Origin of the sequence: Thalassoglobus polymorphus, assembly GCF_007744255.1 — a bacterium.
In the GTDB taxonomy this organism is placed as follows: Bacteria; Planctomycetota; Planctomycetia; order Planctomycetales; family Planctomycetaceae; genus Thalassoglobus; species Thalassoglobus polymorphus.
The window spans coordinates 1,471,541-1,495,355 of sequence record NZ_CP036267.1 but is presented as its reverse complement, the minus strand read 5'-3'; the positions used below and the strand labels follow the sequence as shown (position 1 = coordinate 1,495,355).

The window sequence follows — 23,815 nt, the reverse complement described above, 5'->3', positions numbered from 1 at the left end:
GAATTTCTAATTTGTGACCGTCGTTGGTTCGGACCATTGCTGTGACTCTGGCTTTGACGCAGAATCAAACTGCAGTCCGGTCTCCGGGTCGGTCGGTTCATCTGGTTCAAGACGATGACCATCATCGTCTCCTCCATCTTCATCGTGGCTCTCTGTGGGCAGATTGAAGACCACGTAAAGCACTCGTAATACCAGCAGGCTCATTATCATGGCGCTACACACGCCACCGATCACGACCGTTGCCAGTGGTCGTTGCACTTCCGCGCCCATCCCCGTACTAAAGGCCATCGGCACGAAGCCGAGACTGGCCACCAAAGTCGTCATCAGGATCGGGCGTAATCTGGTCATCGCAGCCTCTTCAACGGCTTCATCCAGCGAACGACCACGCTTGCGCAGCTGTCGAATAGTGGAAACCAGCAGCATGTCGTCGAGCACGGCTACACCGGACAGTGCGATGAAGCCCACCGCCGCTGAAATCGAAAACGGCATATCACGGATCCAAAGTGCAAGCACTCCGCCGATCCAGGCAAACGGAACACCTGTAAAAACTCGCAATGAGTCGATCCAGTTGCGGTACGTCATGTAGAGCAATGCCATGATCATCATCAGGGCAATCGGCACGACAATAAGCAACCTTGTTTGTGCACGTTCGAGATTCTCGAATTGCCCTCCCCATTCCACGCGATAGCGTCCCGCAGGCAGCTGAACTTTTTCATCGATGACTCGCTGAGCCTCAGCGACAAAGCTGCCCAGGTCGCGACCACGAACGTTGGCTTCAATCGTGATGCGACGCTGATACCAGTCGCGTTTAATCGTGTTGAAACCTTCCACTCGCTCAATAGAAGTTAGACGCGAGAGCGGGATGCGTTGCCCAGACGGCGTGGCTACTAATATGTTGCCGATAGCTTCAGGGTTAGCTCGGGCTTCCTCTGGGAGTCGAATGACTAAAGGAAATCGCAGCTGTCCTTCATACACTTCGCCAACATGGTTGCTACCAAGAGAACGAACAATGTTCATGACCGAACGCACGGAGACTCCGTAGCGGGCAATCTGATCCTGCTTGACTTGAATTTGAAGAACCGGTTGACCGGAAATCTGTTCGATTTTGACGTCTTCGGCACCATCGATTGAGTTCAGGGCACGCTCAATCTCGATTGCCTTATCGTTCATCAGGTCCAAGTCGTCACCATACAGAATCGCTGCGACATCCGATCGAACACCCGAAATCATTTCATTCATTCGCATTTCAATCGGCTGCGACAACGCCAGGCGAGGACCGGGGAGGTCACGAAGTTCTCGCTGTACGAGAATGGTCAGTTCTTCTTGCGTCTGCGCCCGCGTCCACTGTTCACGCGGATGCAGGGTGATGAACAGGTCCGTCAATTCCGTGCCCATTGGGTCGGTCGCGACTTCCGCAGTTCCGATCCGACTCCAGACCTGATTGACCTCGTCGGGAAATTTCTCCAGCAGAACTTGCTCCATGCGTGTGTTGTACCGCATCGATTCTTCCAACGGTGTCCCGGCGAGTCGAACCACGTTGAGTGTGATGGCTCCTTCTGAAAGCCGGGGCACGAACTCGCTGCCAAGGTTGGGCGCAACGAGACCGAACACACTGACCATCAACAACAGAGCTGAACCGATAATGAATGCCTTGTGGTGCATCGTGAATCGCAGCACGGGAGCATATAGCCGTTTCAGCACCCGGATCAGGAGCGGCTCTTTCTCTGTGATGTTCTTCGGAAGAAAGATGCTTGCCAGGACAGGCATCAGAGTCAATGACAGCACCATCGATCCGGCAAGTGCCATAATTACCGTTAGCGCCATAGGGCGAAACAGCTTACCCTCGATGCCTTCCAGCGTGAGGATCGGTAGATAGACGATCATGATGATCAATTCGCCAAACATCGTGGGCTTACGCACTTCAATCGCTGCTTCACGAATGATTTCAAGACGACTCTTGCCGTCTCGATTGTGAGCCAAATGCCGCACACAGTTTTCGATCATCACCACCGAACTGTCGACGACCAGTCCGAAGTCAATTGCCCCCAGACTGAGCAAACTGGCGGCAATTCCAAATTTCAGCATTCCCGAGAACGCAAACAGCATGGACAACGGAATCGCCATAGCAACGATCAATCCGGCTCGGAGATTGCCAAGGAAAATAAACAGAATGGCAATGACGAGCAAACCACCTTCGAATAAGTTTTTTTGTACAGTGTGAATGACATGGTCGATCAACTCAGTGCGGTCGTAGACTGTTTGAATCGCGACACCGGCAGGGAGACTTTCCTTGATCTGTTCGAGTTTCTCCTTGAGTGCCCATGTGACTTCATCACTATTCTCACCCATCAGCATGAAGCCGAGGCCGAGTACTGCTTCTCCTTGACCGTTAGCCGTAACGGCTCCGCGACGAATCTCGTGTCCGATCTCGATGGTCGCGACGTCGTGAAGATGCACTGGCACGCCATCTTTTGCCGTTACGATAATTTCTTCAATTTGTTCGATGCTCACGGTTCGACCGACGCCGTGAACGAGCAGCATCTCGCTGCCGTCGGTGACTGTCCCGCCCCCGACGTTCTCGTTGTTGGATTCAATGGCTTCACTGACCTGCTCGAACGTCAGTCCATATTTGAGTAGCAGGTCCGGGTCGATCCGCACCTGATACTGCTTCTCGTAACCACCCCAGCTGTTGACTTCCGCGACGCCTCGAACAGAACGCAATTGCGGTTTGATGACCCAGTCGTGAATGGTGCGGAGTTCAGTGAGTCGCTTGACCCGTTCCGCACGAGAGACTTGAGAAAGATCGACTCCTTCGTAGACCACCACGTAATGGAAGACCTCACCGAGACCCGTAGAAACCGGTCCCATCTGTGGTCGCTGAATCCCATCGGGCAGTTCGACCGTCGATAGTCGTTCGTTGATCAGTTGACGTGCAAAATAGATGTCAATGCCATCGTCAAAGATCAAGACCACCTGCGACAGTCCGAACTTCGAGATTGAACGGAGTTCGTGCAGCCCCGGCAAACCACTAATGGCTTGCTCGACAGGAAAAGTAATCTGCCGCTCAATCTCTTCAGATGCCAGTGATGGCGCGACAGTGTTAATCTGTATTTGAACCGGAGTCGTGTCCGGAAATGCGTCAATATCGAGCTGTTGGAGCGAGAAAACGCCGACTACAGCAAACAGCAACGCCGCCAGAATCACCAGCCCGCGGTGCTTGAGTGAAAAATCTATCAGCCAATTCAGCATCCTTGCTCTCCTTATTCAGCGACGCAGTCACAGCCTGCACCAAGATTGTTTTTCAGTAACTGTGCTTTCAACACATCGCTGCCCGCAGTCGCAATGACTTCGCCGGGCAACACACCGGAGAGAACTTCGGTGACATCACCGTTAATGGCTCCCAATCGGACGGAACGAACATGGAAGACTTTGTAGCTGTCGGGGCTGTCGAAATAGTTTTTGTCGCGAACGAAGACGACCTGACAGCAACCTTCCCAATGCGATGATCCAGTCGGGATCACGATGGCATCGGATTCTTCGCGCAGGATGATTTCCCCCATGCCGAATGTTTCGTTCCGCAGCTTTCCATCTGTGTTGGCGAGAATGGCGCGCACTCCCACCATCCGTGTTTCCTTGTCAACCGATGTGCTGACCCAGTCCAGTTTCCCCTCAACAACACGACGACTCCCGTCTGGAGTAAATCGGATCTGCTGACCCACTTCGAGTTGATCCATATTCTCTAGCGGCACGCTCAGTTGCAGCCACATCTGCTGGGTGTCGGCGACTTGAAATAGAATTCGAGATGGATTGACGACTTCACCGGGAGTCACAGATCGTTGAACGACAATCCCGTTCATTGGTGAGAGAATCGGCAGCAAATTCGTTGTAGCAGTTTCTAAGTTGATCTGGTTGCGTAACGATTCAGGGATTCCGAGCATGCGAAGTTCGTTAAGCACTTGCTTCTCCGATAGCTCGCGCAGCCGATCTACATCGACCGGCAATCCCAGGTTGATCAGTGATTGTTCAGCACTGAGGACGTCGGCGTGTGCTTTGGCAAGGGCGGCTTCGGCATCAAGGATTCTCGAACCAGCAATCGCTCCACTTTTCCCAGCTTGCGACAACCGGGCAACGTTTTGCCGCTGGAGTTTTTCTTCAGCGAGTGACCGCAACAACATTGTCTTCAAGTCACCCACTTCCACAGCATCGATGACCGCCAGTACTTCTCCTTCAGAAACTGGATCACCAATGTTTTTGGAAACGCTCCAAACGCTCCCCGGAACACGAGACGCCAGGCTGGCGAGTCGCGTTGGATCGTAGACAATTTCGCCGTTGCCGAAGATCGACTCAACAATCGACTGTCGCTCGACCAACTCGACATCAACTCCCGCCTGTTGCACTGCTTCGATCGATGCGAATTGAATCCGGGTCTTGTAGATGCCACAGCTGCTGTTGTTTTCTTTGCGAGGTGCGATCTCGAATGCTCGCACTGCTCGTTGCAAGTCCGCAACAAGCTCCTTCTGAGAGGGCGGTTCCTTGAGTTGGGATACATCCGGGTGATCAAGCGTACAATTGTGGACGCCATGATCGGCGCACCAACCATAGTCGGGACCTTTTGGCATCAAAGTCGGATCACATTCGACGCAGATCGACTCGGGCACAGCGTGCTCTTCGCACCAGTCATCGACTGAAGTTTCTACTGGTCCCGTCAATGCAGCAAACTTGGGGATTCGCCAATCGTGATGGTGTCCATAATAAAATACCGCTGCGAAGCCAATCAGCACCAGCGTCGGTCCTAAGCTGGAAAGCACGAGTCTGGCGGTACGACCGAAGACTCCCCGAGATCGCCCTTGAGGAGGCGATTCAACTGGTTTGTCATCGACTTTATTTGGTGGAGAAGATGTAGCGTGCTTGGTCGTCACATCCATCATGGAATTGGACATTATAATTCTCCTGCTGGAAAAGGTTCACTGAAATGGTGCTTCCCAGAACCTTGACCACCGTAGGGACAAAGCCACCGAATACGGAGCGATCCACTTCTGAATGGGAAGAAACAGTTGTTGACGCAACGAGAAGCGCGTCTCAACGATTATCTAGTCCATCGAAAAGCCCATGGACGACTCGGAACATGGATGTTCCGGAGTAATGACCAATCAATAGGACGGACTGCCAGCAGAGAGTTACACTGTCAGAGAGCTGAAGACGAGGCGCACCGACTGACCATTAAGGAGATCTGGCCGACCCTCGCGCCATCGGTAATGGATGGAAAACGGTTTCTCGACATCCACATCGTGCAGTACAGCAGGAAGAAGTTCCGTCAACTGTTCACAAAAGACCACTACGTCTCGATGCTGAGATTCGTGCGTGCCCTTACAGATACAACTGGAATCACAAGGAACTGGGCAATTGCCTGGAGATTCCGAGGGTTCCGGATCAGAAACGTTTTCACAAGCCTGCGAGGAATTGTTCTGAGAGCAATTGCAACTGCTCTTTTCGACTTCTGCGCAAACCACATCACAACCCGCCGCACAAAAAATTGGGCAAAGCAAGACTCGAAAAACGAGAACTGTGATGAGTGAAAACTGAAACATTTGTAATCTTTAAGGGGGGCGATATGCAATATCTTCCATCGGACCGCAACGAACTATTTCCTCAGTGTACCAGCGATAAAAGTACCAAACAAGAGAGAATTTTCGAACTAGACTCCATGCCTACTCCTCTCGCCTTCCAGACATTTCGGATCTCACACACGATTAGGACTTTCCCAGTTGGGATTGAAAACTCTGTTGTGCGACAGCTAAAGGCAAAGTTTATCGATTGTATTAGTTCACGGGGAGGAATGCATTCTAAGCAAGTTGCTGATTGAACGTTTCCGATGAGTGATGAGGAGGAATGTTCCATCAACTCCCAAACGTCTGGGGGCCAACTTCACAACCTCAATCTTCGTTTTGCATGGATGCAGATCGTGTCGCTTCGTCAATTCTTGCCTGTTCTTCTCATCGCCCTGCTGGCGTATCAGGCGATAGTTCCGTGTTGGTGCGCTTCACCGAATAGGACAACTTTGATTGACGATGGGGATTCTCTCACCCGCGCATGCAGGTCTCATTGTTGTCACCATGCTTCAACTCAAGCAGGTGTCGACAGTGGGTCGCAGGAAGACGAGACGCCTAAAACTCCCCAGTGCCCGTTTTGCGACGATCTTGCAGACGTTCACGTTCCTTCGCGAGAACAAATTCGAATTTCGATACTTCCCGAAACGTATGCAGATGAGTCCGCAAATGGGGTGGATGGAGTTGCACCACAGATAAGAATGACTCGAAACAACGAGTGTCGTTGCTTGCACAGGCTGGTGAGAGGTCCACTGGGAGTCAGGCTTCAGGTTTAGAATGACGTTGGCATGATTTCATCATTCTGAATCAAGACTTTCTTTCCAATGCAATTCCTCTACAGGAGACCGGTCATGAGCAAGTCATCGTATCGCCGTCATATTCTTTCTATCGGACTTGTTCCCTTTGTGGGGCTGGGATGTGCTTCGGCGAGAACTCAACTCGCAAACATGATTATGCCTGCGGAAGCGACCACTCAGGTTGTGGCTGTGGCAGAGAAGCCAGCTTTGGAACGACCAACTATCGAATTGACCAGTCCGTCCATTGAGGCCGTTGAAAAGTCAACAACTTCGGCTGACCAAATTGAGGTTGTCAATTTTCAGTCTGACCCGAACGAGCAGACCAACACCCCGAAGGAACCTGGAAAACTTCCGCCCGCCCCGCCGACAAGTTCTTCTCCAACTCAAACAGGATTGACTCTCCAGGCGTTGGAGGAGATGGCGTTTCAAAACAATCCCTCGATCCAGCAAGCGAACGCCGTGGCAGCTAAAGCGTCTGGAATCCATTATCAAGTGGGGCGAAAGCCGAATCCTTCAATCGGCTACTTCGGGGAAGAGATTGGGAACGAAGGAGCAGGCGGGCTGCATGGTGCATTTGTCTCACAAACCTTCGTCCGCGGCAACAAACTCGCCTGGAACGAACAGGTAATTGGGCACGATGTTGAATCGGTTCGGTGGCAGGCTGAAGCACAACGGCAACGTGTCCGCACCGACATTCGCATCCAGTTCTATGAAGCCCTGGCTGCCCAAAAGCGTTTGGAACTGGCCCGTGACTTCCGAGACATTGCAGAGAAAGGAGTAGACGTTTCCCAACAGCGTGTTGACGCATTGGTTGGAACGCGCCCCGATGTCCTTCAATCGGAAATACAACTAAATGAAGTTGAACTGATTATCCAGGAGGCTGAGTTCGACTTTGAATCGGCCTGGAACCAGTTGGCTGCCATTGCTGGAGTTCCTGGAATGGAGGCTCCCACATTGGCAGGAGAGCTTCAACCGTCTGATTTAGAGCGAGAGACCGATGCATTATACCAACAGATTGTCTCGCAGAGTCCATTGATTTCGGCGGCGCAGGCTCGTGTTCACCGCGCCCAGGCGAACATGCAGCGTCAGAATGTCCAGGCAATTCCCAACGTCAATGGTCAACTTGGTGTCGGACGAGATGACGGAACCGGTGACGCATTTGCCAATATCCAGTTGAGTTTGCCGATTCCCTACAACAACAAGAACACGGGGAACATCTCAGCAGCTCACGCCGAATACTGTGAAGCCACTCAGAACGTCCAGCGGCTCAAGATGCAGATTCGACAGAATTTAGCCATCGCACTGCGAGACTATCAAGTCGCTCAGGCGAACGTACAACGGTATCAATCAGCAATTCTGCCCAAAGCCCAGGAAACGCTGGACCTAGTTCAGGAAGCCCAGGTGGCTGGGGAATTTGATTTCCTGCGAGTGCTAACAGCACGCCGGGCTTACTTCGATGCAAACTTGAATTACGTTGCCAGCCTGGGAAATCTCGCTACAGCGAACGCCAGAATTGAAGGACTTCTCCTGACTGGTGGGCTATCCAATGTCGTCACTTATGACGGAGACGACGGTCTGCGTGGACAGGCATTAAGTGGTCAATAAGGCACCAGAGTGGTCATTATGATCACAATGCCCATCGCAATGACGACTTCTGTCGCAGGTGAGCTTCTACTTCGCAATCCAGAGATATAGGGGTTGCCTGTTCATTCGGACCTTATTCACATGTGAAGATCACTTTCAGATACGGATGGTATCGTAGTTGCATTTGTTGATTTCTGAAATCCCTCTAGCTAGAAGCGGTCTCAAAACCTTTTGAGTAGTGTAAATGCACATCCGAGGATGACGAAGCTTTCGTAGAGAAAATCATGGCGTTCCCAGCGGGTGACAATTCGACAATAGTTATGCAGCCAGGCAATGGTACGTTCCACGATCCATCTTCGTCGGTAGCGTCTAAGCTTGTGACCGTCTTGCAGAGGCGGGCTGACTCGGCTTTTCTTGTGAGGACAGATCAAGTCAATATCCCGCGCTGCCAGTCGCTTGCGAAGCTTGTCGCTGTCGGCCGCTTTGTCATAAATGACACGTTTGGGTTGTCGATTTTGCAAAGCCAATTTATCCAGCAATGGTTCGATCAAAATGACTTCATTGCGGTTGGCAGATTCGGTGTCGATGCCAATGGGAATTCCGTTCGCATCGACGCAGATCATCACTTTCGTCCCCTTCCCACGACGAGTCGGGCCAATGCTTCTGCCCCTTTTTTACCTGACGAAAGCGTTCCGTCAGCAAATGTTTCGGAGAGATCAATCGCCTTGCGGGAGTCGGTCAGTTCAAGCAAACGTTGCCACACCTTGAGCAGCCGACCATCCTTCGTCCATTCGACAAATCGCCGATGGCAAGTCGCTTTTGATGGATACTCCTTTGGTAAATCTTTCCAACGAGCACCGCTCACCAGCACCCACAAGATCCCTTCCAGGCAGTCCCGAGGGTGGATTTTGGGACGACCTCCTTTTGAGGTGAGAGGAGTCCAGCGAAACAGATTTGAGATCAAATCCCATTGTTTATCAGTCAAAGTGACTGTGCGATCCGTCCTGGACGCTGAAGTTGAGGAAGCCCGCTCCCGTTTGGACCACCAGATCAGCGTCAATTCCATGAGAGTGTCTCCTTTCAGAAGACCTCTTCACGCAACTTTAAGACCAATCAAACAAACACTTTGACGTTTTGTGACTACTTCTAGAATTGCAAGTACGGAACTCGGTTGGCAGTTTGAATTGCTAGGAAATCCACGGAGTTAGCAGGGAGCGACTCACTTCGTGGTCTCGACTTTATCACACGCGCACTTGCTTAGTGATGATGCCCTGTCTGATGGAAATCATAGTGACCTGGCGTGTAGTGCAAGTGGTTGCGATGCCTGGTCACAGTTGGTGGGTGATAATCATAGTGGCTGGTATCATGGTACGAGCGACCATATCCGAAAGAAGGATAGGAACCATAGTTTGACCGATAGCCGTTGTTAAATCTGGATCCGTAGTTGCCGTAATTTCGTGAGTAAGAGCGACCCCCGTGAGAATAGGCACCGCCATAGTTGTTGTAACCGTTTCCCCAACTGACTCCGAAACCTGCAGCCTGAGCTGACGATCCCATCAAGATTGCGGCAGTCAGGGCAGCACTCAATGCAAGTAAACGTTTCATCGATCCATCTCCTCGTTAGGATTTCAATTTCAAGTGAATCGCAATTTCGCGATGTACTAATGGATTGCACAAGCAATACCAAACCGGCAAATATTGCCGATTATCCGTTTGAGACGCAAAAACCCTAGAATTCAGACAGTTGTTCCCAAACGATAGCTCCTAACGAGTGTCGCGATTGATGAGTTGATGTGATCGAACTGATCTCAGTCAGACGACCCACTCCACATTATTCAAACCAGGAATAGTGTCGCGAAATTGACTGAACACCAACCAGATGTGAATATGAATCTCACTGGACGTCTCTTTCGTACGCAATGCATTCGAGTTGTCTGTAGTGGGATCAAAAATAATAATAGTGAAACTTATTCGTGTTGGATTGATGGAATTCCATTTAAAAAATCAAGTTGATCCGCCGGTTCTATTTGCACCCCAGCAGCTGCGAGCCAGTCATAGAGTAGCTGCACATTCGTTTGCCTCTGTTGACTTCCGAATCGCCTTCTTGAAAACGTAAATACAACGCGTTTCTTAGCGCGGGAGAATGCTACGAAAAAATTGTTTCCCTCTTCGACTGGGTCTTTGAGATTGTTGAACGCGGCGTCTTCGAGGCCCATGAAGATGACAGTATGGTATTCGAGCCCTTTACTTTTATGGACTGTCATCATTGGAATGGAATTCATACCAATTATCGATTGAAGTGCTGTTCGCCAACCATCTAAAGGTGACGCTTCTGAAACAAATCTAGTGCAGAGATTATCACAGAACTGAGTCATCAGTTTGTCGAAGTAGTCACCCTGAATGTATTGGGGGAACTGCTGTTTCAGTCTTTCGACTCCAAATACAGCCAGAACGCCTTGAAGAACTTCGAGCAATTTGTCTGGTTCAGGCTCTGTGACGAGCAACGATGCCGCCAAATAGTCGATTCCCAATGACAGCATACGACTCGCTGTGCGTCTCCCCTTGCCCTTCGGTGTCGTTATCGCCAACAACTCCTGAAGTCGAGACCACGATTCGCTTTCAGAGGTTCCAGTGGCAACTGTGATGGCATCCGAAAGGATTATTGTGATCGGTTCCGCAAGAAGATCCTGTAACGAAGACTCGTCTCGAATTCCATAACCTTCCGCACGATGCTCTACAGATCGGAACAGTTCTTGGGAGTAGTTGACCACCAGTTTTCGGCATAGGATACAGATTTCGCGCGGTGGGATGTTCTCTTGCTTCACCGAATAATCAAGCAATTGTGAGATTGCATGTGCTTCTGCGCGATCATCAGCGAATTCAAAGACTCGACATTGACCTTCGCCAGATGTTTTCCCCGTTCCATGCGCGGGTTCAATGGCATCGGGTTCGATCTGTTTGGCAAGACTCCCGAGGATGGTGATGAGCTCGGGTTCGGATCGATAATTTCGACGCAGAATGTAAGGTTTCGCTGAAAAATCGTTGGCGAATGTCTTCATGACACCATCGAGGGCACCGGCCCACGTCATGATACACTGCTTCGGATCGCCAACGGCCGTCAGAATCGTTGATGAATCGTGAAAAGCTGTTTTAACGATATCATATTGCAAATTCGTCGTGTCTTGGAACTCGTCAAGAAACACGAACGCATAAGTGGCACGCAGCCCGTTGCGAATTGCAGGGTTCATCCGGAGTTGCAACTCGACGAGCCTTGAGATCATTTGAAAATTGATGATGGACGGTTGTCTGACGAGACAACCTTTCCAGAAGGCGGTTGCTAATCGGTATTCAAGATCATCTGAGTATTCAGCGATGTCTTCGAGCAGCGGAAAAGCTCCGATGAAGACATCGTTATACCACTCTCTTCTTGGAATATGAGCAATGTCACCAAGACCGAGACCAAGCGCCGATGCACAATTCTCCAGAATTCGACCTGCATTCTGCTCTTTGATCCAGAAACTGAGTTCGTAATTATCAACAGGTCGCCAACAAGTCGGCAGCCCCTTCCTGAATCGGTCGAGCATCTGTTTGCTAAACTTGTCGAATGTCCAGGAATCAAATCGACTCGCCATCTCTTTCGGCAGTCGCTCAGCGACTCGTTCTTCGAGATTACGAGCTGCGTCTCTCTTGAAGCTGATTGCTAAAATTCTTCTCGGGGGAGCACATATTCCGGTCCGCAACAAGTAATCGGCACGCTGAGCCAAAAGTTCTGTTTTGCCTGCTCCTGGACCAGCAACAACGACACCGTTCGTCTCACTTCGAACAGCAAATTCTGCAGCCTGTTCCAGACTCGATACACCAACTGGGCTCCATTCCTCTGGGGTGATAGTACGCTTCACGAATCACCCTGTCCTTGCTTGGCTCGCTCAGTCAGACATGTCAACAATCTCGTCAACACTTCCGGACAGTTTTCAAGGAAGGCATCGTCCTCGATCATCGATAATGCTGACATGTGGGTTGCAGGTTTGCTACGTGTAAGAAAAAGATGGCGATACCAGCTGAAAGACGCTATCTCCGCATCTGAATATGTTTGTCCAGCTGTGAGAACATCGCGAAGTACTGCTTTTTTCAGAGCTTGTTTTTGTTTTGCGGCCACATCCTCTTTCTCGGAAAGCTGCCGAGGTCCAGAAGTCGTGGTCTGTTTGTACACGTCGCGAAATGCGCGATAGAGCAGGAAATCGATATCGAGAGGAGATGAGAAAAAGACACCATACTGTTCGAGTGACTCGACCCAATTCATTAATTCGGGGGATGATATCTTCCATTTCTTCATTTCTTCGAATTCCTCATCAGACAATACGTGAGCATCGTCTCCATCCCCAACTAGCAGCAGTTGATCGCGATCAACGCCATTCTCGATGAGCTGCTCACAAACATAATGAATCCTTCCCCAACCGCCTCCCGAACGTTCCCGATCCAAATCGAGAATCGTCACAAAAGAGATTGAGAGACTACTGAGGAGTTTCCACATGTGATTGACATGCCGTCCGCCCAGGGGCACGATCGAAATCACATTGGGATCTGTTGGATAGTCATTTGCCTCAAAGAGCCGATTCAAGATGATTACTTCGCTATCACCTTCGCCGAGTACGACAGCACGAGCAAAGTATAACTCGGGAAACGCTTGAACAGCTTGGCGTATAAACTTCTCCGCGACCTGATCTCCAGTCGGGATTGGAAGTTCAGAGATGATCGTGCAATCTGTTGACGGGTCAAGAGCGAGATGCCGCACCTCTTCTGGTTCAATACGATTCATAACCGAAGGGGAATGCGAACTGAAAACCGCTTGTGCTCGGTACGATTCAACAAGATCACGAATCATCTTCAGAATTCGTCCCAAAAGATGCGGTGCTAAATGAGTTTCCGGTTCCTCAATCGCAAACAGGGTCAAAAGGGGTGGATTGAGCTTGTCTCGATCAAATGTCGCTTCTTCTTGGTCAGAGGTCACTGCGTCTTGTTCAATAACGAATGAGCTTTTCACGAGCGTAAAGTAGAGTAAAGATCGCAAACCATCACTCAATCGTTGAACTCCGTCGGACTGAGAACTATCCTCAGTCAACAACCTCGCTGAGAGAGTCGAGACAACGTCTTCCAAGCGTTGAGACTCCAGTTCGAGGCTCAGTCCCGTAAAACGTTTACGGTTATACAGTGATTTCCAAGCATTGTTGATCTGGGACTGAAGCTCTTGGATTGACTTTTCCTCTGCAATAGATTTCCCAAGCTCCTCCGTAGCGTTTTCAACCTGATCAGCGAGATCGTCGCTCCAAATTGCAGAATCCAGAAGTCGCTTCAGCATCGAGCGTGTTGCCACGCGCAGGTGTTTTGAGGGATCACGTGAAGCTGGGACATAGTGCACATGAATTTGTTGACGATCGACGGGCTTCATTGGGAAGCAGTCGTTCTCGCTGAACTCTTCTTCATCGTTAGTTGCCTTCGTTACCCAATACAGTGTTTGCTCAATCTCGCCATCGGGAAGGTTGCCCTTTTGCCATTCCGCAATGAGGCGAATTCGACAGTGAGGAACACTGCCGGTGTCATCAACAAGCATTTGACGAAAGTTTTGTGGGATCGTCTGGAAAGATTCTTCATCGGTGTCGTCTTGTAGTTCTGGAAACTCAATCCGTGCCTCAATCCATAGTTTGATTCCGTCTTCATCAAAGTCCGACCTTGTCTTTCCTCGATCGATGTGAAAGTCGTCAACGCGTACTGTTCGATCGTCAGTTGCGATGCCAAACAGCCGGGCGAAGCCCACCAGAACAGCAGATTTTCCAGCTCCATTCTCACCAATGAGCACGTTGACCCGTTTCAGGTTGATCGTAGTTGGTGAGGAACCAAAACAGCGAAAATTAGAAAATGTAATCGTTGAAATATGCATAGTGTGCCCGGTTAGAATTTGAAAATGAAGCGTCCTCTTACTGGCTCGGTTGTTCTCCAGAGCAAACTCAGAGTTGTAGGTTATCCCTACCTGAGTGGATTTTGTAGTGAGTCTCGCTTGGCGCTAAATTGGAGGCAAAAACGTGGCAAGTGAAGTGATGCCCTGGCATAGCTCTGGGAACTCGCTTCTCAGGCATTCGCAGCCCCGTGTGAACCGACTTCAGCCGGTTCACACGAGGCTTTCTTTACTTCAGGACCGGTCGTCGGTCCTGCATTCGTTTTCTGTAACTCGGAGGAACAAGCCTTGTCGCACATTGTTTCGATTCAGACAGAAGTCCGTGATCCCGTCGCCATTCGGTCGGCGTGTGATCGACTCAAATTGCCGGAGCCAGTCTTCGGCAAAGTGAAATTGTTTAGCAGTTCGGAAACGGGCTGGTCTGTGCAGTTGCCGGAGTGGCGTTATCCGGTGGTGGCTGATGTCAACACCGGCACGCTCGCCTTCGACAATTACAACGGTCGGTGGGGTGAACAGAAGCAACTCGATCGGTTCCTGCAAAGATACGCGGTTGAGAAAGCATCATTGGAAGCGCGCAAGGCGGGGCATTCTGTGATCGAACAACCCTTGAAAGATGGTTCAATCAAATTGACCGTGAATGTGGGAGATGCTGTATGAGCAAGACGATCGAAATCACCATCGCACCCAATGGTCAATCACGAGTGGAGACGAAGGGCTTTGTTGGCAATGAATGCCTGGAAGCCAGCCGGTTCATCGAACGGTCACTCGGCCAACATCTCGACGAACAATTGACGTCCGAGTTCTATGCCAGCCAGAAGGCGGAAACTCAGCAACATCACAACCAGTAGGAGGGACGATGAATGAACCTCACAACACGTCACTCCCAGTGTTGATACTGTTAGAGGGGCCGCATGATGTGGAATTCTTGCGACGCATCAGCCGGGTACTCGCCGAAGTCGATCCCGCTGTTCCCAGTCTCGCAACTCTGGAACAATCACATGAGATTGCCATTCTCCCTCTGGGTGGCAACGGACCACAGCCGTGGATGCAACGACTCACTCCACTCTGCCGAGCGGCATTCTCACTGTTTGATCGCGAAATGTCGCCGGAAAGTGAGCAACGGCGATTGGCTGTTGATCAACTCAACTTGCTGTCGAAGCATCGTTCCTTCATGACCGGCAAGCGGAGTCTGGAGAACTATCTGCATCTCCAGGCGATTCGCGATGCTCGCGACGTGTCTGTGAACTTTGGCGACGATGACGATGTGGCGGAACTGGCTGCGTTGGAGATCCTGCGTAGTAAAGGAATTCAGCGAGAATGGACATCGCTGTCATTACGGACTCGCAAACGACTCCGTAATCAGGCCAAGCAATGGCTGAATCGAGACGCCGTCGATTGCATGACGCCTGAACTATTGGCCGACAGCGATCCGGCGGGCGAGGTCACTTCGTGGCTGCATGCCATTGCTAAACTCGTCAGTCAGTGACACATCATTGCTGCTGATTCGACGTCCCCTCCGGCGGCAACTCTTGCTGCTGGAATTTCACCCTTTTCACTTCATGAAGGAGAATAGCTATGACATTGACTGAACGCCTTGGCGAGTACATTCGGGCTTGCTTTACCGGGCTGTGGGTCGAGAGCCATGAGCATCAGGATGCGCTGGTGGCGATTGCGCAGTTATGCCGTCAGGAGGAATGGCGGTTGGCAACGTGGGACATTGAACAAGGATTGAAGGTCACCGGTGCTGAGATTGAAGCAGCCGGAAACGATCCGTTAGCGGCGATTGGTGCTGTCAACTCGTTGGCCACACCGGACGGCACTGCGATCCTGGTGCTACAGAACTTTCATCGGTTCTTGCAATCAGCCGAGATCGTCCAGGCACTCGCTCAACAGGTCGTCGCGGGAAAGCTGAACCGCACGATCGTGGTGGTGCTCTCACCGGTTGTGCAGATTCCGATTGAACTGGAAAAGCTGTTCGTGGTTCTGGAGCATGACTTGCCCGACCGTAAACAGTTGGCACACATCGCACGTGGCATTGCCACGGAAGAATCCGAACTGCCCGAGGGCCAGGAACTGGAAACGGTACTCGACGCGGCGGCGGGACTGACACGAATGGAAGCCGAGAATGCCTTCAGCCTGTCATTGGTTCGACACGGTCGCGTGACGCCGGATGCGGTCTGGGAACTGAAGACACAGACGCTCAAGAAGTCCGGTTCGCTCGAACTGCATCGTGGTCAAGCGAACTTCAGCAGCCTCGGCGGACTGTCGGCTTTGAAATCCTTCTGCAAGCGGGCGCTCTTGCAACCGAGTCGAGGGAATCGATCTCAGCGTGCGCGGGGTGTGCTATTGCTGTCTCCGCCGGGTTGAGGGAAATCGGAGTTCTGCAAGACGCTCGGTAACGAAGTTGGTCGCCCGGTCTTAATCCTCGACATCGGCAGCCTGATGGGTTCACTGGTCGGTCAGAGTGAAGAGAGAACTCGGCAGGCGTTGAAAGTCATCGACGCGATGGCTCCGTGTGTTGTCATGCTCGATGAGGTGGAGAAAGCGTTTGCAGGTGTGAACGGCAGTGGTGACTCGGGCGTGTCGTCACGGATGTTCGGGACATTTCTGGGCTGGCTCAATGACCATGAGTCGGATGCGTTTGTCGTTTGCACAGCCAACGATGTCTCGAAGTTGCCGCCAGAGTTCGGGCGTAGTGAACGCTTTGATGGCATCTTCTTTCTCGACCTGCCCAATCGAGAAGAGAAGGACGCGATCTGGAACATCTATCTCGATCGGTTCGAGATTAACCGCGACCAGAGGATGCCGGATGATGCCATCTGGACTGGTGCGGAGGTCAAAGCCTGCTGCCGATTGTCGGCATTGCTTGATGTCCCATTGCTGCAAGCGGCCCAGAACGTCGTACCGGTGGCTGTCACGGCTGCGGAATCAGTAGAGCGTCTGCGGACATGGGCGAGCGGTCGTTGCCTTTCTGCAAATCATGCGGGTGTGTACCAAGCGTCCATTGAAGGCAATCCAAAACGTCGAAAGATCGAGCCTTCAACAAACTAACTTCGTAGCATTTGACAACTTCAGAGACATTGTGAGGAGGACCAAGCCCATTAACATTTCAACCTTAAAAGGAGCCCGACATGCCTGATGCTGAACCATTGGCTGATGCCCTCAGCTGTTGGCAAAAGAAACAACGTGAACAAGAACTTATTGCTCGCGAGAAACTTCGCGACGCCTGTAATCAACTTGCTGATCTGGGAGTGGACAAGGTCGTCATCAGTTATGACGGCTACGGAGATTCGGGAACTGTGGAATCTCCGATTGCATATTGTGGCGAAGATTCGTTTGATCTCTCGGACGAACTCAAAGAGGTTTTAACGGATACGGCGGATGCGAATCTGCCATGCGGTTGGGAGATCAATGATGGTGCGTTCGGCGAGTTGACGCTTGACGTACAAGCGCGCAAGTTGACCCGTGAACACAATTGGCGAGTGACCGAATACCAGACCGAGGAGGAGGACATTCCACTTTGAACCCGTATCACCATGCCCTTTCATCCGCGCAGAAGTTTGGCGGAATAGTCGATGACTACCTGCCAATTCATCAGTGGTTCGACGAGAGCAAAGCCTTCTTTCCCGACTTCAGACACCGTGCTCTCCGTCATCATGCGGAGGGCATTTTTCTTTGTGAGCGACTATTCGGCGCGACGATCACGAATAGCGACGACCGTGAGATTTCGACCCGATTCATCGGTGAGCAACATGTGAAGGAAGACCTCGGTCGGATTCCGACAGTACAGGACTGGCTGAGTTGTCTGGCTCCAGAACGCTGGATGCTGACAGCCGGAGGGGCCAGAGAAAACAAAAAATCTACTGACAGAGACAAAGACAGATCAGTGGGACCTGTCTCCAGCTCTCTACTACAAGGATACAAACATGACAACACTTCTGGATAATTCCTATACGCGGCAGATGACAGCCCCGAGTGATCGACTCCGTGCGACAATGGCAGCGGCGCGGCTCAGCTTCACCTGGCTTGGTGTACGGAAGTCACTGACGTCGGCACAGAAGAATCAGGCCGCCGATTCGTTTGGTGCGGAAGGAAAGTATCTCTCTGCTGGAAAGAAACTTCTCGACACATCCCATCCTGCGTTCAAAGCGGTGACAGTCATTCGAGGTCGAACAATTGCTTATTGGAAAGGCGTATCGCTGCCATTTCCAGAAGCTAGCATCCGCCTGATCCGGCAAGACTCGATCTCTGAGTTCGATCTGCAAGTGGCGGAGTTTCGAGATGAACTCGATGATGCCGTTGCGGAACTGAACCGACACTATGGCGAACTGCGGTTGGCTGCGCGAGATCGGTTGGGTAACTTGTTCGATGTCAGCGACTACCCGACGACATTGATCGGGATGTTTGCCATAGAGCATGACTATCCATCGATCGAACCGCCGAACTACCTGCGGCAACTCAGCCCGGAACTTTACGAACAGGAATGTCGCCGGGTGCAGTCACGGTTTGACGAAGCCGTGCAACTCGCTGAACAGGCATTCCTGGATGAAATCACGAAACTTGTCGAACATGTCACCGAACGGCTCAGCGGTGAGCATAATGGCAAGCCCAAAGTCTTTCGTGATTCAGCCATCACGAACCTCACGGAGTTCTTCGAGCGATTTCGCACGTTGAATATCCGATCCAATGAACAGCTTGACGAACTGGTCGTTCGTGCCCAGCAAATTGTCGGTGGCGTCGAGCCGCAACAACTGCGAGACAGTGGTGCCCTGCGACAACAGATTGTGACGCAACTCTCAGGCGTGCAGTCTTCACTCGATGGTCTGCTCGTGGACCGCCCCCGCCGCAACATTCAGCGTCGACCTCGATAAGGAGGTCAACATGCAGATTGTTGTGCAACACGATGGTTCCGTGCGGTGTCTCTACGACGAAACACTCGACCTGCATGGCCTGGGTCAGCTCGCTATTACCCGAGGCAGTCATGTGGAACCAACCCCCGCTGGTCAGTGGACCGCCGATCTTTCCCCCGTCGATGGTCCCGTCCTCGGAACGTTCTCAACACGTAGCGAGGCACTTGATGCTGAAGTCGCGTGGCTACTCGACAACTGGCTCGTAACAGCAGAGTAGCAACAACTTATTGGTGCCACGCGTTACGACCTGGATTGAATGTTGACACCCGAGTCAACAAAGGCCCCTGTTTTTGAGTGGCCAAGTAAAAGTTTCTGCCTCGCGTGTAGCGGGGCGGTTGTGTTTCTTCACGGCCGTCCTGAGTTGGGCGGTCGTTCTACCTTTTCCCAGGAATTGAACGAATGACCCAACAAGAGATTGATGACGCTGTGTGCGTTGCAACTGGCGAATGCCTGTGTGAAGTTCAGCAGCGAGGATTCAGTATTGCTGATCCTCTCAACGTAAATTTCGACCCGGAACCAGATTTTCTCCCCCCGAGTATCGTCGATTGGGACGAGATTGAACTGCATCGGAATGTCGCAGTCATTAACCAACCGCGAAAAGCCAACTGTCGACTCGTATAGGCTGTCCAGTGACATCCGGTTCGAAGGAAATATCGATGTCGAAGAACTCCAATGAAAGGAGGCTGAAACCATAATTGATTCGAGACGCCTCACAACAAACAAATTTGCCTCTGGACAAACCCTCTGCACACCCCAAGTGCTCGAAGAAGTTTCGAGAGCCGAGATTCAACGGGCGTTGCAACGTCATCTCAGCAGTGACTGGGGAGATTGCGAGCCCGAGGATGCCATTGCGAATGACCGGGCCGTGAGTGAAGGGACAAGACTGTTTTCTGTCTATCACTCATCGAGCGGAACAAAGTTCTGGATCATCACTGAAGCAGATCGCTCAGCGACAACAGTGTTGCTGCCAGACGATTATTAACCATCACCAATGTTTCCCATTTTTGACGACCCAACCGAAAGAACAGACTTATGAAGATTTTGTTTATCAATAACGATGGAGCCGGCTTCGCTGATCAGATTGAAGTCAAAGATGAAACATCCATCACGCAATTATTTCAAGACCGTGTTCCACATGGAAAGCCGCAGGACTACCTGATTCGCGTCAACCGGCAACCGACGACAGCGGACTATGCCCTGCAGGACGGAGATCGCGTCTCCATCACACCGACCAAAATCGAAGGGGCGTTCCAACGTCCGATCATCACTACAACAAAAGGAGAATCATGGGCGCAAGACAACGCCTCAACAGTTTGTATTTCATCGGAGTTCTGATTGTTGCGACGATCATCGGCGGAGCAGCGAACTCCTGGGCGGTGTTCCTCATCGTCGCAGGCGTGTTGATTGCCACAGCGATTAATAGTGGTGACATCCGTCTCACACCAACGGTTCGACCTCAACGACGAAGACGACGTCCGCAGCACCGCAAACGATGACTCTTAACGACGGGGACATCTGCGCAATGCTCGCAGGTGTCCCCGTTTCTGTTTCAGATATCCAACACAGGAGGGCTTGACATGATCTTGTCGAACTCAGATCGCGAACTACTGAACGCAGCGATCGAATTGAAGCATGCATATGACACGCAGAAGGTGCCTCCAACACCAATAACACCGTTACCTCTACACCATTGGGAGAGACTCCAAAGACTTGAACGTCAGATTAAAATCTCTGCAGTACGAAATTATACTGCTGCGAACCAACGGACGAGTCAGCTCTATCTTGAGCAACTACGAATACTCCTTCTTGAATTGAACTCGATTGAAGCGCAACTCGGACAAAGACCAAAAATCACCCCGAAGCCGTCACTTCGATTCTTGTATGAGGAGTTGCAATCTCTCGCTGATGAGTTCATCGAGGTCGATATCGACCGTGCACTGAAAGAGGTTGTGGTCTTTACTGATCGAGTGGTTCTCGAAGGGGTTGACCTCGGTCAGTTCGAGATTCGATTGTCCATCACTCGCATTAGGGAATCTCAGCCCTATCGAGTCATGGCAATTGAAAGCAACACGGCGAGCAGCGATGACAACGTCCCCCATCCCCACATTCAGGGTGAGAATCTGTGTGTTGGTGACGGTCTCCATGCCATCAACAACGCCCTCGCAGCAGGTCGACTGTGTGACTTCTTTCTGACAGTTCGCCAAATCCTCCAGACCTACAATGCGTCTTCGGCGTACGTCTCACTCGAAGACTGGAATGGAGTGACCTGCGGCGATTGCGGAGAGATGGTTGATTCCGGTGACAGTTACTGCTGCGAAAACTGTCATCGTCGCACGTGCGATTACTGCACACGATCGTGCAATGAGTGTGACGTTTCGTTGTGCTGCGAATGCAGCGACGTTTGCAAGGACTGTGATCATGGCTTCTGTCGAAGTTGTCTGGAAGTCTGCGAACAGTGCGAACAATCGACCTGCGATCAATGCCTTGAAAACGGACTTTGTGAGAGCTGCCACAACCTACAACAGGAACAAGACGATGCCGAACAGAAAGACTCACCCCATGACGCGCCGACACCTCAGGAGACCGCGACGGAAACGTCACGAGAAATCGAAACGTCCCAGGTTGCGGTTCAGCCCGTACGCGTGGGCGAAGCTGTTATTTCTGCGTGACGCTGGTCCCACCGAAGTGGGTGGATTCGGCATTGCTTCGTCAGAAGACCTTTTGTTTGTAAAGGACCTGGTATTAATTGAACAGCAGTGTACGGAGGTGACCGTAGAGTTCGCGGACAGGGCGGTCGCAGACTATTTCGATGACCAGATCGACCTCAATCGTCGTCCTGAACAGTTTGCGCGGATCTGGATTCATACACACCCCGGTGATTCCCCGCGACCGAGCAGTGTTGATGTGGAGACATTTGAGCGAGTGTTCGGTCATTGCGATTGGGCAGTGATGTTCATTATTGCTCAAAGCAGAAAGACATACGCCGAACTCTACTGGCGACACGGTGGACCAGCCTCGCTGCGGATGCAGGTCGATGTCGATTATGCGCAGCCGTTCTTGAGTTCTGATCATGAGACATGGGCGGATGAGTATCACACCTGCGTGACTGACCGTTCAGCTCTCCTTTCTTCAGCTGAAATCGAATGGGACGACTGGCTCATCGAGAACTGGGAAAGCCCAGAGATGCTCGTGGACCCTGCTGAAGACTTCGATCCACAAGCGACTGGCATTGACGAATTCCAACATCAATCCAATCAGGAGTACATATGACCGCGACAGATAGATTCACTCGGCAACGCGATCTTGCGCCACGCAATAAACTCGATGATCTCAAGGTGACCGTGATTGGCGTCGGTGCGATTGGTCGTCAAGTCGCCATCCAACTCGCCTCCATCGGAGTTCGTCAAATCCAACTCATCGACTTCGATACTGTCGAAGCAACGAACATCACGACACAAGGCTACTTTCAGGACGATCTCGGGAGGACAAAAATCAAAGCCACTGCCGAGCAAATTCAGCGCATCGACCCTGACATTCTCACCTCCACAATCCAGGACCGCTATCGTCCACACTATCATGTGGGAAATGCCGTCTTCTGCTGCGTCGACTCGATTGGCAGCCGCGCCGCTATTTGGAAATCAGTCAAACACCGTTGCCAATTCTGGTGCGATGGCAGAATGCTCGGTGAGACGATCCGAGTTCTTACCGCCACGTCAGCATTTCCAGAATCCCAAGCACACTACTCCTCCACCCTGTTCCCCCAATCCGAAGCCCAAACTGGCACCTGCACCACCCAATCCACCATCTACACCGCCAACCTCGCCGCCGGACTGATGCTCCACCAGTTCACCCGCTGGCTGCGAGGTCTTCAGATCGAGTCTGAACAGCTCATCAACTTACTTGCTGCGGAGATGACATCGACTTCTCTCAAACCGATGAAAAATACATAAACACTCTTCGTAGGATTCGAGTCGATCACAAAGGTTTTTGTGGCGTTTTTGTGGCGTTGCAATACACTAACAATCGCATTCTTCAAGCTGCACCATGAAACGCATTGCACTGTAAGTCGATGAAAATTAGAGACTTACAGTAAATCGACGTAGCACTGAATTGTGCCACCGGAGAATCCCCCTCTCTCCGCTCTACATCATGCCTGCCTGTCACAAGTAATTGATAGGCAGGCATTTACTCTTTTCTGGGGCAACCACTTCTTAAAGCTTGTGACGCATTGTGGCTGAAATGCTGCCTGCCCTGGCTTTTAATAGTCGTTCAAGATGCGTTTTTCCCAAAACAGCGTGCGGGAATGTTTTCGAAGTGGACCAAGAGCACCGGTGACGAACACGAGTTCAGCCCCCAAGGTCGATTGCTGAATCGCTTTATGAATTGCAGACCCGCCTGTTCTGGGGAGATGGAGATACAGGAATTTTCCGGTGGCATAAACCATCGCTTTGCCCTCAATCGAATCAAGTTCAGCCAGTACTCAAGGTGTTGAGCCGGAAGCGGCTTGTGGAACGGTGGACCACCAGATGCGGGTGTTGCTGGCGACTTCGAATGTTGATTCAGCAAACGCTTCGTTGACAGCTTCCATAACCCCGGGATCGACAGCCCAGTAATCGTGACCGGAGATGATACCGCCTGCCCGACCTCTCGGGATTACGGCGCATGAACACCAACTGACCACGAACAGGTCTCCCTGCTTAATGTGTTTGACCTTCCGAAGAGCGTTAGTCTACATTCCATCCGGAGGGCGAGATGTGGAGGTACACTCAATGAGACGCTTACTCTCCGGAATGGAACTTATTAGGAAGCAAGACAAAGAAGTCGAAGCTCTGATTACCGCTTTACCAGCGAGTGACAGGATGGTCGGTCACTATGTTCCGCCAAAAGGTGCCAGCACGTGGTCGACTGTCACACCTGTCATTCTTCCCGGACGTGACGACCGCAAAGAGAAAAAAACCGAAAAACTGC

The 23,815-nt window shown here is 51.4% G+C and carries 25 protein-coding genes and 1 pseudogene; 16 read left to right on the top strand and 10 right to left on the bottom strand.

Features of this window, described 5'->3' with window-relative positions; all coding sequences use genetic code 11:
* Window positions 1–6: 6 nt before the first annotated feature.
* Window positions 7–3,249 (bottom strand): efflux RND transporter permease subunit, encoded by a 3,243-nt coding sequence (locus Mal48_RS05535; protein WP_145196918.1) that lies wholly within the window; start codon window positions 3,247–3,249, stop codon window positions 7–9.
* A gap of 11 nt (window positions 3,250–3,260) precedes the next feature.
* Window positions 3,261–4,925: an efflux RND transporter periplasmic adaptor subunit gene (locus tag Mal48_RS05530; RefSeq protein ID WP_145205774.1), complete on the bottom strand. Its 1,665-nt coding sequence runs from the start codon at window positions 4,923–4,925 to the stop codon at window positions 3,261–3,263.
* A 1,532-nt stretch (window positions 4,926–6,457) separates the two neighbouring features.
* Between Mal48_RS05530 and Mal48_RS05525 the strand changes: the two genes are divergently transcribed.
* The gene (locus tag Mal48_RS05525; RefSeq protein WP_197442082.1) at window positions 6,458–8,008 is read left to right on the top strand and encodes a TolC family protein; all 1,551 of its coding nucleotides are present in this window, start codon (window positions 6,458–6,460) and stop codon (window positions 8,006–8,008) included.
* 200 nt (window positions 8,009–8,208) lie between these two features.
* On the opposite strand, the gene Mal48_RS05520 is transcribed toward Mal48_RS05525, so the two are convergent.
* From Mal48_RS05520 to Mal48_RS05500, 5 genes are all read right to left on the bottom strand, one after another.
* Window positions 8,209–8,610 (bottom strand): transposase, encoded by a 402-nt coding sequence (locus Mal48_RS05520; protein ID WP_231740010.1) that lies wholly within the window; start codon window positions 8,608–8,610, stop codon window positions 8,209–8,211.
* Window positions 8,610–9,053, bottom strand: coding sequence for a transposase (locus tag Mal48_RS05515; RefSeq protein WP_145196912.1), 444 nt, complete (start codon window positions 9,051–9,053; stop codon window positions 8,610–8,612). Before Mal48_RS05515 ends, Mal48_RS05520 begins: the two co-directional genes overlap by 1 nt.
* A gap of 191 nt (window positions 9,054–9,244) precedes the next feature.
* The gene (locus tag Mal48_RS05510; protein WP_145196910.1) at window positions 9,245–9,592 is read right to left on the bottom strand and encodes a hypothetical protein; all 348 of its coding nucleotides are present in this window, start codon (window positions 9,590–9,592) and stop codon (window positions 9,245–9,247) included.
* Between the two features lie 362 nt (window positions 9,593–9,954).
* Window positions 9,955–11,886 (bottom strand): UvrD-helicase domain-containing protein, encoded by a 1,932-nt coding sequence (locus Mal48_RS05505; protein WP_145196909.1) that lies wholly within the window; start codon window positions 11,884–11,886, stop codon window positions 9,955–9,957.
* The gene (locus Mal48_RS05500) at window positions 11,883–13,922 is read right to left on the bottom strand and encodes an AAA family ATPase (protein WP_145196907.1); all 2,040 of its coding nucleotides are present in this window, start codon (window positions 13,920–13,922) and stop codon (window positions 11,883–11,885) included. The genes Mal48_RS05505 and Mal48_RS05500 overlap by 4 nt, the downstream gene beginning before the upstream one ends.
* 303 nt (window positions 13,923–14,225) lie before the next feature.
* On the opposite strand from Mal48_RS05500, the gene Mal48_RS05495 reads away from it, so the two are divergent.
* The 12 genes and pseudogenes from Mal48_RS05495 to Mal48_RS05440 all read left to right on the top strand — a co-directional run bounded on the left by Mal48_RS05495 (window position 14,226) and on the right by Mal48_RS05440 (window position 20,343).
* On the top strand, window positions 14,226–14,594 hold the full coding sequence (locus tag Mal48_RS05495) for a DUF1257 domain-containing protein (RefSeq protein WP_145196905.1): 369 nt from the start codon (window positions 14,226–14,228) through the stop codon (window positions 14,592–14,594).
* On the top strand, window positions 14,591–14,785 hold the full coding sequence (locus Mal48_RS05490; RefSeq protein WP_145196903.1) for a DUF2997 domain-containing protein: 195 nt from the start codon (window positions 14,591–14,593) through the stop codon (window positions 14,783–14,785). Before Mal48_RS05495 ends, Mal48_RS05490 begins: the two co-directional genes overlap by 4 nt.
* Window positions 14,786–14,793: 8 nt before the next feature.
* Complete coding sequence (locus tag Mal48_RS05485) at window positions 14,794–15,423, top strand: ATP-dependent endonuclease (RefSeq protein WP_145196901.1); 630 nt, start codon at window positions 14,794–14,796, stop codon at window positions 15,421–15,423.
* Window positions 15,424–15,512: 89 nt separating this feature from the next.
* Window positions 15,513–16,988: pseudogene (locus Mal48_RS23860) on the top strand (AAA family ATPase).
* Window positions 16,989–17,068: 80 nt separating this feature from the next.
* Window positions 17,069–17,461, top strand: a complete 393-nt coding sequence (locus Mal48_RS05475) for a DUF6878 family protein (protein WP_145196898.1) — start codon at window positions 17,069–17,071, stop codon at window positions 17,459–17,461.
* Complete coding sequence (locus Mal48_RS05470; protein WP_145196897.1) at window positions 17,458–17,883, top strand: DUF6915 family protein; 426 nt, start codon at window positions 17,458–17,460, stop codon at window positions 17,881–17,883. The genes Mal48_RS05475 and Mal48_RS05470 overlap by 4 nt, the downstream gene beginning before the upstream one ends.
* Window positions 17,864–18,808, top strand: a complete 945-nt coding sequence (locus Mal48_RS05465; protein WP_145196896.1) for a hypothetical protein — start codon at window positions 17,864–17,866, stop codon at window positions 18,806–18,808. Before Mal48_RS05470 ends, Mal48_RS05465 begins: the two co-directional genes overlap by 20 nt.
* Window positions 18,809–18,818: 10 nt before the next feature.
* The gene (locus Mal48_RS05460; RefSeq protein ID WP_145196894.1) at window positions 18,819–19,064 is read left to right on the top strand and encodes a hypothetical protein; all 246 of its coding nucleotides are present in this window, start codon (window positions 18,819–18,821) and stop codon (window positions 19,062–19,064) included.
* A 182-nt stretch (window positions 19,065–19,246) separates the two neighbouring features.
* The gene (locus Mal48_RS05455; RefSeq protein WP_145196892.1) at window positions 19,247–19,468 is read left to right on the top strand and encodes a hypothetical protein; all 222 of its coding nucleotides are present in this window, start codon (window positions 19,247–19,249) and stop codon (window positions 19,466–19,468) included.
* 136 nt (window positions 19,469–19,604) lie between these two features.
* Entirely contained in the window at window positions 19,605–19,829 is a 225-nt protein-coding gene (locus Mal48_RS05450; RefSeq protein WP_145196890.1) for a hypothetical protein, read from the top strand.
* A gap of 50 nt (window positions 19,830–19,879) precedes the next feature.
* Window positions 19,880–20,182: a hypothetical protein gene (locus tag Mal48_RS05445; protein ID WP_231739922.1), complete on the top strand. Its 303-nt coding sequence runs from the start codon at window positions 19,880–19,882 to the stop codon at window positions 20,180–20,182.
* A complete protein-coding gene (locus tag Mal48_RS05440) occupies window positions 20,134–20,343 on the top strand; it encodes a hypothetical protein (protein WP_145196888.1) in 210 nt (69 codons plus the stop codon). The genes Mal48_RS05445 and Mal48_RS05440 overlap by 49 nt, the downstream gene beginning before the upstream one ends.
* A 369-nt stretch (window positions 20,344–20,712) precedes the next feature.
* Here the strand turns inward: Mal48_RS05440 and Mal48_RS05435 are convergent, their stop codons facing one another.
* Window positions 20,713–21,051, bottom strand: a complete 339-nt coding sequence (locus Mal48_RS05435; protein WP_145196886.1) for a hypothetical protein — start codon at window positions 21,049–21,051, stop codon at window positions 20,713–20,715.
* A gap of 94 nt (window positions 21,052–21,145) precedes the next feature.
* On the opposite strand from Mal48_RS05435, the gene Mal48_RS05430 reads away from it, so the two are divergent.
* The gene (locus Mal48_RS05430) at window positions 21,146–22,117 is read left to right on the top strand and encodes an MPN domain-containing protein (protein WP_145196884.1); all 972 of its coding nucleotides are present in this window, start codon (window positions 21,146–21,148) and stop codon (window positions 22,115–22,117) included.
* On the top strand, window positions 22,114–22,797 hold the full coding sequence (locus tag Mal48_RS05425) for a ThiF family adenylyltransferase (RefSeq protein ID WP_145196882.1): 684 nt from the start codon (window positions 22,114–22,116) through the stop codon (window positions 22,795–22,797). The genes Mal48_RS05430 and Mal48_RS05425 overlap by 4 nt, the downstream gene beginning before the upstream one ends.
* A gap of 308 nt (window positions 22,798–23,105) precedes the next feature.
* Here the strand turns inward: Mal48_RS05425 and Mal48_RS05420 are convergent, their stop codons facing one another.
* Complete coding sequence (locus Mal48_RS05420) at window positions 23,106–23,291, bottom strand: hypothetical protein (RefSeq protein WP_145196880.1); 186 nt, start codon at window positions 23,289–23,291, stop codon at window positions 23,106–23,108.
* A 36-nt stretch (window positions 23,292–23,327) separates the two neighbouring features.
* Window positions 23,328–23,528: a hypothetical protein gene (locus Mal48_RS05415; protein WP_145196878.1), complete on the bottom strand. Its 201-nt coding sequence runs from the start codon at window positions 23,526–23,528 to the stop codon at window positions 23,328–23,330.
* An 88-nt stretch (window positions 23,529–23,616) separates the two neighbouring features.
* Here Mal48_RS05415 and Mal48_RS23160 point away from each other — a divergent pair.
* Window positions 23,617–23,815 (top strand): hypothetical protein (locus Mal48_RS23160; RefSeq protein WP_197442079.1); only part of this gene is annotated, 199 nt, incomplete at its 3' end.